Here is a 13,911-nt window from a genome sequence, read left to right as displayed (position 1 = left end):
CGCCGGGGGGGGGGGAGCCGATCTCGAGCGGCCGACCGGATGAGGGTGCGTGCCGGCGACCCCGACCGGACGGGTCGCGCGAGACCCCACGACCTCGCGCGACCCCGCCGGTGACGGCTCAGAGCAGGTGGACCTTCTTGTAGAGAATCTTCGACGGCCCACCGATCAGGCCGACGCTGTCGAGGAACGTCATGAGCTTGGCGCCGGACTTGCGCACGCGGTCGTGGTAGTGGGTGTTGTTCGCGGCCTCGGCGAGTGCGCGGTCTCGGTCGAGTCCCGCGTTGCTGTACACGTCGGGATGGATCATGCTCTTGACCACGAAGTACACGGTCACCGCGGTGTTGATCCGCTCGAACTGCAGGCGGGCGCGGCTCGCCCCGGCCAGCCGGCGCGCGACCTCCTCGCGGGCGAACCGGATGTGCCGGGCCTCCTCGAGGACGTGGATCTTGCTGACCGTGCGGGTGACCGGCTGGACGCGTTCGTCGCGCATGAAGTCGCGCTGCATCATGTCCAGGATCTCCTCCGCGGCCATGACGCTCGCGTAGGCGTTGGCACCCCGGAAGAACCCGCCCCACACCCGGCCGAGGCGGTGGATGTAGCGGGCCGGGCCGTAGTCCGGCATGCCGAGGCGTTCCCCGGCCCGGCCGAACATGACGGAGTGGCGGCACTCGTCGGCGACCTCGGTGAGGGCGAACTGCACGTGGCGGGAGTGCTTGTCACGGTTGTAGACGTCGCGCAGCAGCATCTGCATGAGCAGGATCTCGAACCACAGGCCCACGCTCGAGACGCTCGCGGCCTCGTGCTTGGTCAGTTCGATGCGCTGTTCCTCGGTCATCTCGTCCCACAGTGCCGTGCCGTACAGCGTGCTCCACTCGGGGGTCATGCCGTACTTGTCGGTGGGGACGGGGGCGTCCCAGTCGACCTCCACCGTCGGGTCGTAGGACTTGCGGGCCGACGAGGCGAGCAGGCGCTGCGCGGTCGCCTCGCGCTCGGACAGCGGGACGCCGGGGACGAAGCCCTTGCTCTCGGCTTCCGACGGGCGGGTGAGCGATGCGGTCATGTCTCCACCTTTTAGTGTGACGACTGGTAACTGTTAACCCGAGGTTACCTCGACAGCCGTCGGTGCACAACGGGTGCGTGCGGATCGGGGCCGTGAGGGCCCGTGCGCGTCCGCCCCAGCAGTGCGTCGACGACACACCGCCGTGAATCGGGGCGCTGCTCAGCCCTGGGCCGGCCGCAGCACCGAGGGGCGCAGCCGATGGAAGTCCTTCACCCGCAGCGCCCGCAGGGGACGCAGCCGGAAACGGTTGTCGCCTTCGAGCACGTCGGCGAGGGTCGAATCGACCAGCACCGTCCCCGGTCGTGCGGCGCCGGTCAGTCGCGCGGCGATGTTGACCGCCGAGCCGAACATGTCCCCGAACCGGGCCAGGACCGGCCCCTGCGCCATGCCCACCCGCAGATCCGGGGCGTCGGGTCGCGAAGTCGACGACTCCTGCAGCGCGAGCGCGATCCGCGCCGCGTCCGCCGGATCCTCGGCGGCGAACATCACCTCGTCGCCCACGGTCTTGATCACCCAGCCGCCGCCCTGGGTCACGATGCCCGTCGCGGTCGACTCGAAGTCCTCGAGCAGATCGTTGAGCTCGTCGGCGTCGATCCGACGGGTCAGGCGGGTGTACCCCACCATGTCGGCGAAGCCGACCACCAGGACCCGGCCGGCGGACTCGCCCCCGGCCCGCACCACGTTGCGCCCGGTCGTGGCCACCAGGTGCCGGCGCCACACGTACAGCTGCAGGTTCTCGGTGAGCGGCAGCACCCGTTGCAGCAGGCCGTCGACGAACGACCGGATCTCCTCCTCGGACGGGGTGGCTCCGGTGTACTCGGTCTCGAGCCGGTCCAGGATGTGGGTGTTCATCAACGTCACCTCCCACTCGGCCAGTCGCGACATGGACTGCCCCAGCGACCGCGCGGCCGCGAGCTCCAGGTCGGGGTGCAGGGCGCCGCTGCTCACGATCGCGTCGATGTTGCGCAGAGCCGCGACGTCACCGTCCGTGAACGTCCGCGCGTCCGGGTCCGGGTCCACGGTGAATCCCAGCGCCTGCCAGAGCCGTTGGGCGCGTTCGAAGTCCACGCCGGCCAGGGCGGCGCTCTCCTCCTGGGTGTAGCGGCGTTCGCCGCCGAGCAGGGTCCGTTCGAGTTCGGCCTGCACGGCCTGCAGGAGCTCGGTCCCGAGCTCCGGTTGCTCCGACGCGCTCACGTCGCTCCTTCCCGGCCGCCGAAGGTGACCGGCCGACCCAGCATCGCCCACCACAGTTCGGGTGCGCAACGAATTCGCGAGAGTGTCGCACCTGTGTGCGACAGTGATCGCGCCTCCTGCACCCCCAGCACGAAAGGACGCGCATGCCGCCCCGCAGACGAGCCGGCGCCACCGGCCCGGATCACCTCACCGACGAGCAGCTCGCCGAGCTGACCTCCGCCGTCGCGGACGGTCGCCGTGCCACCGTCTATCTCATCGAGGGCATCCCGAGCCTGGGCATCGCGCCGGGCGCGTCGGCCCGGGCTGTGTCGGTGGCGGGCCGCACCGTCACCGTCCGGCCCAAGGGCGTCGACGACGAACTGCCCTTCGAGGCCGAGGAGTTGCGCCTGACGAAGGAGCCGGCCCGCAAGGCCGCGGATCGATCCACCCCGCGCCCCACCGCCCCGCGCCCCACCGCCGCGCGCCCCACCGCCCCGCGCACCCCCGCGCCGCAGCCGGCGGCATCGGGGGCCGCCCGCGGTCCCGCCCCGACGAGCTCGTCCCCGGCGTCCCCGCCCGCCACGAAGGAGACCACCGCCGTGCCGCCCACCGCACCCGAACCGCAGACCGGCGCGACCCCGAAGCCCAAGGCCGCGCCGCGCCGGGCCAAGAAGCAGCCCGGAGTGACCGTCACCATCACGATCGATCCCGAGCAGGAGTGGACGGTCGGTGTCGCGCAGGGCACCAGACGTCTGAGCAAGGCCAATCCCGTCAGCCCCGACGCCGTCGAGCGCGCCGTGCTCGAACTCGGCGACGAGGCGGCCCTCGAAGCGGTCCGGTCGGTGATCGACGCGGCGCGTCAGGCGGCGGAGGAACGCGTCGCGCAGCTCAGCCGTGAACTCGAGGAGGCCAGAAAGGCGTTGGAGAGCCTGGGGTCGGGTTCGACCGGGTAGGCTGACCCGCTGATGCGGCCGGAACCGGCCGGGCGGGAGGGCTCATGTTCAAGCGCGTTGCGATGGCGATCGTCGCAGGTGTTGCACTGCTGGCAGGTGGGACGGGCGTCGCGGTCGCGGCGCCGCCGGTTCCGCTCGGGGGCGGGTCGGGCATCACGCTCGGCAACGGTTCCGAGGATCTGTTCGACTGCACGCTCGCCACGATCGGCAACGACCGGGCCGGCCGGCTCGTCGGCTTCACCGCCGGACACTGCGGCGGACCCGGGACGACCGTGAAGTCCGAGATGGACCTCGGCGCCGGCGTCCTCGGCCGGATCGTCGGGACCAACGAGGTGCTCGACTACTCGGTCATCGAGTTCGACCGCGGCCGAGTCGCACCGGTGAATCGGGTCGGCAACGTCACCATCACCGGCGTCGGCACCCCCGTGGGGTTCCCCAACGTGGCGTGCAAGGAGGGCCGCACCACCGGCAACACCTGCGGTGTCGTCTGGGGCGACGTGTTCAACTCCCAAGAGACCTGGACGCAGGTGTGCGTCGTCGAGGGCGACTCCGGTGCCCCGCTGGTCGTCGGCACGACCCTCGTCGCCATGGTCAACGCGTACCTGCTCACCCCGTGCATCGGCCCGGAGGTGGGCACCAACTTCGTCACGATCCTCGGCGACGTCGACGCCCGCGGCGGCGTCGGTGCGGGGTACCGCCCCATCTGACGTACCGGCGCGGGCTCGTCGGCTACGGGACCGACAGCGGTAGCGGCCGGCCGACGAGGCTCCGTCTCGGGGCCGGCAGGGCCGCGGCGATCTGCCGGATCTGCGAGACGGAATGGGCGTGCGGCGTCGCCACCACGGCCGGGACGCCACTGTCTCCCGCCGCGCGTAGCTCGATGTCGAGAGGCACCTGCCCGAGGAGCGGTGCCGCGATGGCCCGGGCCAGGCGCTCGCCGCCTCCGGTACCGAACAGCGGTGTGCTCGCCTGGCAGGACGAGCACACCAGGGCCGACATGTTCTCCACGACGCCGGCAACCGGCATCCGCAGGTCACGCGCCATGCGGCCCACCCGCTGGGCGACGGTCTGGGCCGCCGGTTGCGGCGTGGTGACGGCGAGGAGCGCCGCATCCGGCCCGAGTTCGAGCAGCGAGAGGGTGACGTCTCCGGTGCCCGGGGGCAGGTCGACGAGCAGGACGTCGAGCTCACCCCAGTACACGTCGCGCAGGAACTGTTCGATCGCCTTGTGCAGCATGGGGCCGCGCCAGACCACCGGCTCGTCGTCGCGGACGAAGAACCCGACCGACATGAGAGCGACGCCGAAGGCTTCGACCGGCAGCATCGTTCCGTGCAAGGCGACCGGTGCGCGGCGCACTCCGAACAGATGCGGAACGGAGTAACCCCAGACGTCGGCGTCGAGAACGCCGACCCGCTTGCCCTGCTGGGCCAGCGCCACCGCGAGGTTGGCCGTGAGCGTCGACTTGCCGACACCACCCTTGCCGGAGGCCACGGCGTACACCCGGGTCGGCGAATCCGGACCGAAGGGGGGAGCGTCCGTGGGTTTCGCGCCGCGCAAGCGGGCGGCGAGTTGCCTCCGCTCGGTTTCGTTCATCGTCGCGAAGTCGACCTCGACGCCGGTCACGCCGGCGACTGCCCCGGCGGCCGCGGCGACGTCGGCGGAGAGGGTGGCCCGCATCGGACACGAGGCGGTGGTGAGCCGGACGGTCACCCGGACGAGTCCGGAGCGATCGATCTGCACCTCGCCGAGCATGCCGGCCTGCTCGAGCGGCAGATGCAACTCGGGATCCTCGACCCGGGCCACCGCGGCCCGCACCGCCGCCGCGGAGACTGCCGGGCCGGACGTCCTCCGCGACAGCAGACTCATGCTCGCTCCTCCGCCCCGGGCGCGCGGAAGGCACGCCGACGGGGTTTGACCGGCCGCATCAGGAACTCCGGGCGGCGCAGCCCGGACCGGCTGGGCCCGGGCCGGGTGCACTCCATCCAGGTGCGGTAGACCTCCCGGGACCGCCGGGTGTCCACCACCACGTCGCCGTACCGGTCGTCGGTGCGGGCCTTCTCCACGCGCACCTTCTGGTGCCAGCAGTGCATGCCCGACAGGGGGTCGGGGTGCACGGCGAAGGCGAGGTTCTGATGCACGCCGGGATCGTCCCAGTAGATCCGCTCGCTGTCGGGATCGTCGCTGCGGAACGGCTGTACCCCCTGCTTGTAGCGCAGCCGCCACACCCCGTTTCCGTCGTTGTCGAGATCGACGAGGCCCATGGCCCACCGGGAGCCGGCGTTCTCGGACGTGCGCCAGCGGCCCATGTGGTGCGAGAGCGCGAGGACGCCGGGGCGGATCGCCTCGGTGGCCCACACCCGGGCCACGAAGTACCCGATCTCGGTGTTGATCCGGACCAGATCGCCCGTGCCGACGCCGAAGCGCGCGGCGTCCGCGGGATTCGTCCACAGTGGATGCGTGTTGCTGATCTCGTTGAGGTACTTCGCGTTCCCGGAGCGAGTGTGGACCAGGGTCGGCAACCGGAAGGTCGGTACGAGCACGATCTCGTTGTTCGCCGGGTCGATCGAGCGGTGCCCGACGTGGGACTCGATGTAGCCCGGGGTGGCGTACTCCTCCCACCCGAAATCGACCATGGTCTCGCTGAACAGCTCGAGTTTGCGCGACGGGGTGAGCCACCCCGCGGTCCTGCTGCCGTCCTCGTGGACGACGCCGACCGCACCCGCCTCGCCGACGAGAGGTGGGGTCGAGTCCAGGGTCACGGCTTTGCGCAGGACCCCGTGCTCGTCCGGGTCCGCCCCCTCGGTCTCGGCGGCCGTCAGCGGCCGCTCGTCGAGTCGGTAGGTGTCCTTGGCGACCTCGAAGACGCCGTATCTGCGCATGTACTCCAGCGGGGTGAGCCCTCGGTCGGCTGCGGCCTTCGGCAGACCCGGCACGCTGTTCTCGAACACCCACCGGTAGTACTCGTCGACGGTGACCTTCTCCCCGGGCCGGTAGGGGGATTCGAAGAACTTGCGGATCCCGAGGCTGCCGTCGGGGTCGATGCGCCAGGACAGCTCGAACCAGAACTCGTTCTCCTCCCACACCTCTCCCGGATTGGACTCGCGGGAGTCGGACACGCTCCGGCCCATGCGCTCGAGCGCCACCCGGGTGACGGGCTGACGGAACCCGAGCCACTTGCCGGCGTACTGCTCGTAGGACTGGGTGTCGTGCCGCTCGGTGCTGTGGCCCATGGGCAGGACGTAGTCGGCGAAGGTGGCCGTCTCGGACCACGTGGGGGTCAGCGCGACGTGGCAGCCCACGAGCGATTCGTCGGTCAGAGCCTCCAGCCAGCTGAAGCCGTCGGGGTTGGTCCACACCGGGTTGTAGACGCGCGAGAAGTACATCGACAGCGTGCCGCGGCCGTCCCGGAGCAGATGCGGCAGCAGGATCGACATCTCGTTGGTCGACAGGGGGAACTCGGCGGGCCAGAGCAGCTCGTTCCAGGACTCGTGTCCCTGCGGCACGTTCGGGCCGTGCGCGATGATCTTGTCCCAGCCGTTGGGGCTGGTGCCCCCCTTGGTGCCGACGCTGCCGGTGAGCACGTTGAGGAAGAACAGGGCCCGCGAGACCTGCCCCCCGCCGAGGTTGCCGGCGGTCGCCGCCCGCCAGACGTGCGCCGACAGGGCCGAACCGGCGGTGGCGACGATCCGGGCGAGCTCGGCGATCTGCGCCTCGGGAACCTGCGCTTCCTGTGCGGCGTAGGCGAAGGTGTACCCGGAGTAGTCCTCGGTCAGTGCGCCGACGAACGCGTCGAAGTCGTCGGCGGGCAGTTCGGGGTGGCGGTGCTTCATGTAGGTGGACCAGTTCACCCAGCGACGCAGGAAGGCCCGGTCGATGCGGTCGGTGCGCAGCAGATGCGATGCGACGGACAGCAGGATCGCGGCCTCGCTGCCGGGCCACGGGGCGATCCACAGGTCGGCGTGCGACGCGGTGTTCGACAACCGCGGATCCAGGACGACGACCTTGGCGCCGCCCTGGATCTTGCCCTCCATGATCCGCTGCGCGTGCGGGTTGAAGTAGTGCCCGGTCTCGAGGTGGCTCGAGATCAGCAGGATGACCCTGGCGTTCGCGTAGTCCGGGGAGGGCCGGTCGTAGCCGCCCCACAGGGAGTAGCCCAGCCGGGCGCCGGCGGAGCAGATGTTGGTGTGGCTGTTGTGCCCGTCCACGCCCCACGCCAGCAGGAACCGCTCGGCGAAGCCGTCCTCGCCGGGCCGGCCCACGTGGTAGACGACCTCGTCCCGGCGGTCCTCCACGATGGCGGCCCGGATCCGGGCGGCGATGTCGTCGAGGGCCTCGTCCCAGCCGATGCGCTCCCACTGCCCACTGCCGCGGGCACCGACGCGCTTGAGCGGGTGCAGGATGCGCTCGGGGTCGTTGATCTGGTTGATCGTCGCGGGACCTTTGGCGCAGTTGCGCCCGCGTGAGCCCGGATGGGCCGGGTTCCCTTCGAGCCGCTTGATGGACAGATCGGACTTGTCGACGTACGCGAGCAGACCGCATGCCGATTCGCAGTTGAAGCAGGTGGTGGGCACCAGCATGTACTCGTGCGGAACCTTACGCGGGTGGGCCTTGGCGTCGTATTCGACGTGATGGTCCCAGTTCTCGACCGGAGGAAAGTTCCGCAGCCGCTCGTGCGTGCGCTGACCGGGCAGCACCGGCTCGGCCGCGATGTGTTCCGGCTCGGCCGCGATGCGCTCCGTCTCGGCAGTCATGGCAGTTCCCTTCGGATGGATGGGCGGGTGCCCGGTGGGCCCCTCACGACAGCGGCGGATCCTGACCCGCCCGGACGAACACCGTCTCGTAGGCCAGCAGCGCGACCTGCGTCAGCAGACCGGCGGCAATCAGGAGGACGGCACCGGCGGAGCCGTTCCACGACGGGGCGGCCAGCGCGGCCGCCACCACTGCCGGGGCGATCGCCCCCAGCCGGAACAGCCGGGCGTAGCGGCCTCGGGTGACGATGTGCGCGGCGACGGTCGCCTGCCGGCTCGCATGCCTGCCGGAGTACTCGATGCCCAGCATCAGCAGATGCAGCACGGTCGAGATCACGAAGACGCGGACGAGGAAGGCGACCGCACCGTCGGTGAGACCCGCGAACGGCGCGAGGACGAGCAGTGCCCCGGTCCCGACCATGGCGGCCTGGACCAGCAGGTGCCAGAACAACAGCGGTGACTGCCACAGGTCGCGCCCCTCGGCCTGCCCGAAGAGGAACCCGGTGTAGCCGGCGACGAGCGCGCCGGAGGCGAGGGCGGCCCAGGCGAGTACCGTTGTCGTCCAGCTTGATTCGAGCAGGCTGGCGAGGACCCACAGGGCGGCGACACCGCCGAAGACGGCCAGCGCGTACGCGCCCCACACGAGCCACGAGGACCAGTTGGATTTGAGGAAGATGTAGAGAAAACGCTCGGGCCGCTTCAGGTCCCAGATCAACAGCACTCCGGTGAGCGCCGCGCCCGCCATGGCCACCACGGGGGCCGCGTAGTCGCCCAGCCACCCCAGGTCGATGCCGAGGAGGTGGGCCAGCCCTGCGACGGCGAGGGCGCCGGCTCCGACGGCCTTGGTCCACAGGTAGGTCGTCACGCGCCATCCCCACGGCCGCGGATGGGCCGTGTTCAGCGTGGTGCGCGCCTTGGTCGTGCGATCCCTGGGCAGGTCGGCGGCGGTCTCGCGGCGGTGCGCGTCCGGCTCCGCCCAGATGTAGGTGTCGGCGACCGGCGCGGCCAACGGATCGAGGACCGCCCGGTCGGCACCGAGATAGAAGACGTTCGGCCCGGTGTTCTGCTCCGGGGAACGCACGGTGGTCTGCTGCGTGCTGACCAGGGTGGCGATGCCGCTCGTCGGATCGTCGAGGTCACCGACCCAGATCGAGTGGGTGGGGCACACCACGACGCAGGCAGGCTCCATCTCGTTGTCGATACGATGCGCGCACATGTTGCACTTCGCCGCGGTGTGGGTGTCCTGATCGATGTAGATCGCGTCGTAGGGGCACGCCTGCATGCAGCTCTTGCACCCGATGCAGCGCTCGTTGTCGAAGTCGACGATCCCGTCGTCGCGCTTGAACAGGGCTCCGGTGGGGCAGATCTTCACGCACGGCGCATCGGTACAGTGGTTGCACCGCATGACACCGAAAGATCTTGTGGTGTTCGGAAACTCGCCGGAGTCGACGTACTTCACCCACGTACGGAACTGGCCGAGCGGCACCTCGTGCTCAGTCTTGCAGGCGACCGTGCAGGCGTGGCAGCCGATGCACGTGCGCTGGTCGATCGCGAAGCCGTAGCGCACCGAATCACTTCTTCCGGATGAGGTAGCGGTGGATGCCGTCTTCGCTGTTGTTGTCCAGCAGTTCGTTTCCCGTGTCGTTCGCCCACGAGGGGATGTCGCGTCTCGATCCGCCGTCGGTGGCCTCGACGAGCAGGATCTGCCCCGACTCGAGCTTCTTGATCGCGCGCGAGGCGAGCAGCACCGGCATCGGGCACTTCTGCCCCTTGGCGTCGACGACGACGTCGATCTGGTAGTCCACGGTCGGCTCCTGTGTCGGGAACGGATCAGATGAACAGGCTGATCTGGGACCTGCTCATGGCGGAGAGGGCGGTGGCTGCACCGACGGGCTCGCCGACGCCCTCGATGAGCTGGTCGTGGCGCACACCGAGCAGGTCCATGCTCATCTCGCACGGCCACAGGTTCACCCCCATCTCGGTGCACATCTCGACCAGCTCGGCGGGATGGGCCACATTCTTCTGGCGGGCAAGCTTTTTCATCATCCACGGGCCGGCGCCACCCAGGTGGAGCTTGGACAGTTTCATGTGCTGCATCCCGGGCCGGTTCATGCCGGCCAGCGCCTTGGTCATCGCGTCGGTCCCGGTGATCCGGACGTCGTCGCGCACCAGGGGGAACAGTCCCCAGAAGGTGAAGAAGATCGTGGTGGACATTCCGTAGGCGGCACCGGTGGAGCCCAGGATCAGCGCCGGCCACATCCTGTCCAGATCGCCGCTCCAGGCCACGATCGTCATGCTCTCGTCGTCGACGTCACGCTGCGGGTTGTCCGACATGCGCCGGCCCCTTTCGTGGTTGCCGGGGAGGCCTTGTCCGGCCTTCGCGCGGAGTGTTGCGATATGTGATCCAGGACACTACATTCGTGTATGCGCATACCGCAAGATGGTTCGGAAAGTCGCCCTCCCGGTGTGCGGACCACCCGCCCGTTTCGTCCCTGGGAGGACACGTGGCCGATACCGTCACCGCCTCGGAGCTGTTTCTCGAGCTCCGGGCGGGCACCGTTCCCGAGATCCTCGACATCCGCAGCACCGAGGATTTCCGGGCCGGCAGGATCGAAGGACCCCGGCCCGTTCCCACTCGCCACGTCCCGGTCTATCGGGTGATGGAAGAGCTCGAGGAACAGGCCGCCGCCACGCGGTCGGGTGCCGTCGTCGTCTGCGGGCAGGGCAACGGCTCCGAACTGGTCGCCGAGGAATTCGAGACGCTGGGCCTGCGCACCCGTTCCCTCGAGGGCGGTACCGACGCGTGGAACCGGCTCCTCGTTCCCGTCGAGATCACCGGACTGCCCGGCGACGTGCGCATCTGGCAGTTCCAGCGCCCGGCGAAGGCCTGCCTGTCGTACCTCGTCGGCGTGCCCGGCGGCCGCGGCATCGTCGTCGACCCCGCCAGGTCGACCGAGGCATACCTGGAACTCGCTCGAAAGCAAGATGTTTCGATCGTGCACGTCGTGGACACCCACGTGCACGCGGACCACGTCAGTGGTGGCCCGGCGCTGGCGGCCCGGCTCGATGCGGAGTATCACCTGCCGCCGGAGGACGCCGGCGGCATCGTCCCGTTCCCCAACCGGCCGCTGAAGGAGGGCGACGAACTCGACCTGGGATCCGCCGCCGTCCGGGCCATGACCATGCACCTGCCGGGCCACACTCCCGGCACGACGGCATTGCTGGTCAGCGAATCGGTCCTGCTCGTCGGCGACACCGTCTTCGTCCGGGGCCTCGGCCGGCCCGACCTGACCGGCCGGGCCGAGGAGCTGGCGCGGGATCTGTTCCGCAGCGTGCACGACAGGCTGCGGCCCCTCGACCCGCGAACGACGATCGCCCCGGCCCACTGGTCGAGCAACGAGGAGATCAACGCCGACGGACTGGTCGTCACCACGCTCGAAGAGATCTTCACCGCCACACTGCTGAACGAGCACGCCCTCGAACGCTTCGTCGAGCAGATCGTGAACTCGCTGCCCGCCGCCCCGGACACCTACGAGACGATCCGCCGCGTGAACGCCGGACAACTCGCTCCCGCCGACGACGAGATCGACGTCCTCGACGTCGGCCGCAACCAATGCGCGGCCTCGACCTCCCTGAAGGCCGCCCACTGAGCGGCACGGCCGCCGACGACACCATCACGCTCGCCGCGCTCGCGCCCCGGCCGCGATCCGGGACGCCGCTGCCGCCCGACCGGCACATCTATACTCGGCACCCGACGCTCGGAGGAGTGATGGAACAAGACATCGCGGCACAGTTGCAGGAACTCCACGCCCGAGTCTGCAAGGCCATCGCCGACCCCAAGCGACTGCTCATCATCAACGAACTCCGGGACGGTGAACTCAGCGTCGGTGACCTGTGCGAGGCGCTGGGCTTCAGCCAGTCCAACGCCAGCCAGCACCTGTCCGTTCTCCGCGAGCGCGGGATCGTGAACGCGCGACGTTCCGGCAACAACGTCTTCTACTCGCTGCGCAGCCGGAAGATCGTGCAGGCGGTGGACCTGCTCCGGGAATTCCTGGCCGAAGACCTGGCCGACCAGGCGAACCTGCGGGGCGCGCTCGACGGCCGGAAAGTCGACCTCGGCCTCGATCGGTAGGGCGCCGTCGCGCAGGCCGATTCTCCACCGTCCCGACGGATCCGCGAATCGGGTCAGCCGCAGACCGCCCCGCCCGACGCCGAACCGACCAGCTTCGTGTACTTGGCCAGCACCCCGCGCGTGTAGCGGGGAGGCAGCGGCTCCCCCCCCTGCCGGCGGGACGCGAGTTCGTCCTCGTCGACCAGCACGTCCAGGGTGCCGTTCGCGACGTCGAGCCGGATCGGGTCGCCGTCGCGGACGAACGCGATCGGGCCGCCGTCCACGGCTTCCGGCGCCACGTGCCCGACGCACAGGCCCGTCGTGCCCCCGGAGAACCGGCCGTCGGTGAGCAGCAGCACGTCCTTGCCGAGCCCGGCGCCCTTGATCGCGCCGGTGATGGCGAGCATCTCCCGCATTCCCGGCCCACCCTTCGGGCCCTCGTACCGGATCACCACCACGTCGCCCGCCGTGATCGTGCCGTCCTCGAGGGCATCCATCGCCGCCCGCTCGCGCTCGAAGACCCGGGCGGTGCCCTCGAACACCGACTCGTCGAAACCGGCGGACTTCACCACCGCCCCGCCCGGGGCGAGACTGCCCTTCAGGATCGTGATGCCACCCGTGGGATGGATGGGCTCACCCAGGGCGCGCAGCACCTTGCCGTCCGGATCGGGCGGGGCGATCTCGGCCAAGTTCTCGGCGACGGTCCGCCCCGTGACGGTGAGGCAGTCACCGTGCAGCAGACCCGCATCGAGCAGCGCCTTCATGATCACCGGCACGCCGCCGATGCGGTCGACGTCCTGCATCACGTGCCGGCCGAACGGCTTGACGTCGGCCAGGTGCGGGACGCGCGCACCGATGCGGGAGAAATCGTCCAGCGTCAGCTCGACCCGCGTCTCGTGCGCGATCGCCAGCAGATGCAGCACCGCGTTGGTCGACCCACCGAACGCCATCACCACGGCGATCGCATTTTCGAACGCCTCCTTCGTGAGGATGTCGGAAGCGGTGATGCCGCGGCGCAGCAGGTTCACCACGGCCTGGCCGCTGCGGCGGGCATATCCGTCGCGGCGGCGGTCCGTCGCCGGCGGCGCCGCGCTGCCCGGCAGCGACATACCGAGCGCCTCGGCCGCGCTGGCCATCGTGTTCGCCGTGTACATGCCGCCGCACGCGCCCTCGCCGGGGCAGATGGCCCGCTCGATCGCGTCGACGTCCTCCCGGCTCATCAGCCCCCGGGCACACGCGCCGACCGCCTCGAAGGCGTCGATGATCGTCACGTCGCGTTCGGATCCGTCGGACAGCTTCGCGACGCCCGGCAGGATCGACCCCGCATACAGGAACACGGCCGCCAGGTCGAGACGCGCGGCGGCCATCAGCATCCCGGGCAGGGACTTGTCGCACCCGGCGAGCAGCACCGACCCGTCGAGCCGCTCCGCCTGCATGACGGTCTCCACGCTGTCGGCGATCACCTCGCGTGAGACCAGCGAGAAGTGCATCCCCTCGTGGCCCATCGAGATGCCGTCGGAGACGGAGATCGTGCCGAACTCGAGCGGGTAGCCGCCGGCGGCGTGCACGCCGTCCTTGACCGCCTGCGCCAGCCGGTCCAGCGACAGGTTGCACGGGGTGATCTCGTTCCACGACGAGGCCACCCCGATCTGCGGCTTGTCCCAGTCGTCGTCGCCCATGCCGACCGCACGGAGCATGCCGCGTGCGGCGGTCTTCTCGAGGCCGTCGGTGACGTCGCGGCTGCGGGGCTTGATGTCCGGCTCGGTCACACTGCTCGCCTCCGGCTCGGTCACACTGCTCGCCTCCGGCTCGGTCACACTGCTCGCCTCCGGCTCGGTCACACTGCTCGCCTCCGGCTCGGTCACA

Annotated in this window: 12 protein-coding genes; 4 read left to right on the top strand and 8 right to left on the bottom strand. The window is 70.1% G+C overall.

Going from position 1 to position 13,911, the window contains the following annotated elements:
- Positions 1–118: 118 nt before the first annotated feature.
- Together OEY_RS0109790 and OEY_RS0109785 are read right to left on the bottom strand one after the other, a co-directional pair.
- The gene (locus tag OEY_RS0109790; RefSeq protein WP_010593708.1) at positions 119–1,060 is read right to left on the bottom strand and encodes an AurF N-oxygenase family protein; all 942 of its coding nucleotides are present in this window, start codon (positions 1,058–1,060) and stop codon (positions 119–121) included.
- 159 nt (positions 1,061–1,219) lie between these two features.
- On the bottom strand, positions 1,220–2,254 hold the full coding sequence (locus tag OEY_RS0109785) for an adenylate/guanylate cyclase domain-containing protein (RefSeq protein WP_010593707.1): 1,035 nt from the start codon (positions 2,252–2,254) through the stop codon (positions 1,220–1,222).
- Between the two features lie 143 nt (positions 2,255–2,397).
- Between OEY_RS0109785 and OEY_RS0109780 the strand changes: the two genes are divergently transcribed.
- Together OEY_RS0109780 and OEY_RS0109775 are read left to right on the top strand one after the other, a co-directional pair.
- Entirely contained in the window at positions 2,398–3,186 is a 789-nt protein-coding gene (locus tag OEY_RS0109780; protein ID WP_010593706.1) for a DUF6319 family protein, read from the top strand.
- Positions 3,187–3,230: 44 nt separating this feature from the next.
- Complete coding sequence (locus OEY_RS0109775; protein ID WP_010593705.1) at positions 3,231–3,893, top strand: hypothetical protein; 663 nt, start codon at positions 3,231–3,233, stop codon at positions 3,891–3,893.
- Positions 3,894–3,915: 22 nt separating this feature from the next.
- Here the strand turns inward: OEY_RS0109775 and OEY_RS0109770 are convergent, their stop codons facing one another.
- Genes OEY_RS0109770 through OEY_RS0109750 form a run of 5 tightly spaced genes read right to left on the bottom strand, consistent with a single transcriptional unit; the run spans position 3,916 to position 10,268 of the window.
- Entirely contained in the window at positions 3,916–5,052 is a 1,137-nt protein-coding gene (locus tag OEY_RS0109770) for an Mrp/NBP35 family ATP-binding protein (RefSeq protein ID WP_010593704.1), read from the bottom strand.
- Positions 5,049–7,937: a molybdopterin-dependent oxidoreductase gene (locus OEY_RS0109765; RefSeq protein ID WP_010593703.1), complete on the bottom strand. Its 2,889-nt coding sequence runs from the start codon at positions 7,935–7,937 to the stop codon at positions 5,049–5,051. The genes OEY_RS0109770 and OEY_RS0109765 overlap by 4 nt, the downstream gene beginning before the upstream one ends.
- 43 nt (positions 7,938–7,980) lie before the next feature.
- The gene (locus OEY_RS0109760) at positions 7,981–9,501 is read right to left on the bottom strand and encodes a 4Fe-4S dicluster domain-containing protein (RefSeq protein WP_010593702.1); all 1,521 of its coding nucleotides are present in this window, start codon (positions 9,499–9,501) and stop codon (positions 7,981–7,983) included.
- A 4-nt stretch (positions 9,502–9,505) separates the two neighbouring features.
- Complete coding sequence (locus tag OEY_RS0109755; protein ID WP_010593701.1) at positions 9,506–9,739, bottom strand: sulfurtransferase TusA family protein; 234 nt, start codon at positions 9,737–9,739, stop codon at positions 9,506–9,508.
- A 25-nt stretch (positions 9,740–9,764) separates the two neighbouring features.
- Entirely contained in the window at positions 9,765–10,268 is a 504-nt protein-coding gene (locus OEY_RS0109750; RefSeq protein ID WP_010593700.1) for a DsrE/DsrF/DrsH-like family protein, read from the bottom strand.
- Between the two features lie 170 nt (positions 10,269–10,438).
- Here OEY_RS0109750 and OEY_RS0109745 point away from each other — a divergent pair, with 170 nt between their 5' ends.
- Both OEY_RS0109745 and OEY_RS0109740 read left to right on the top strand, forming a co-directional pair.
- Entirely contained in the window at positions 10,439–11,584 is a 1,146-nt protein-coding gene (locus OEY_RS0109745) for an MBL fold metallo-hydrolase (protein WP_010593699.1), read from the top strand.
- Between the two features lie 119 nt (positions 11,585–11,703).
- On the top strand, positions 11,704–12,066 hold the full coding sequence (locus OEY_RS0109740; protein ID WP_026137777.1) for an ArsR/SmtB family transcription factor: 363 nt from the start codon (positions 11,704–11,706) through the stop codon (positions 12,064–12,066).
- A 53-nt stretch (positions 12,067–12,119) separates the two neighbouring features.
- On the opposite strand, the gene ilvD is transcribed toward OEY_RS0109740, so the two are convergent.
- Positions 12,120–13,814, bottom strand: coding sequence for a dihydroxy-acid dehydratase (ilvD, locus tag OEY_RS0109735; protein WP_029539978.1), 1,695 nt, complete (start codon positions 13,812–13,814; stop codon positions 12,120–12,122).
- Positions 13,815–13,911: the final 97 nt, after the last annotated feature.

The organism is Rhodococcus sp. P14, from assembly GCF_000256505.1.
Lineage (GTDB): Bacteria > Actinomycetota > Actinomycetes > Mycobacteriales > Mycobacteriaceae > Rhodococcus > Rhodococcus ruber.
Note: the sequence above shows the minus strand (reverse complement) of the source record. Positions and strands in the feature narration are given on the sequence as shown.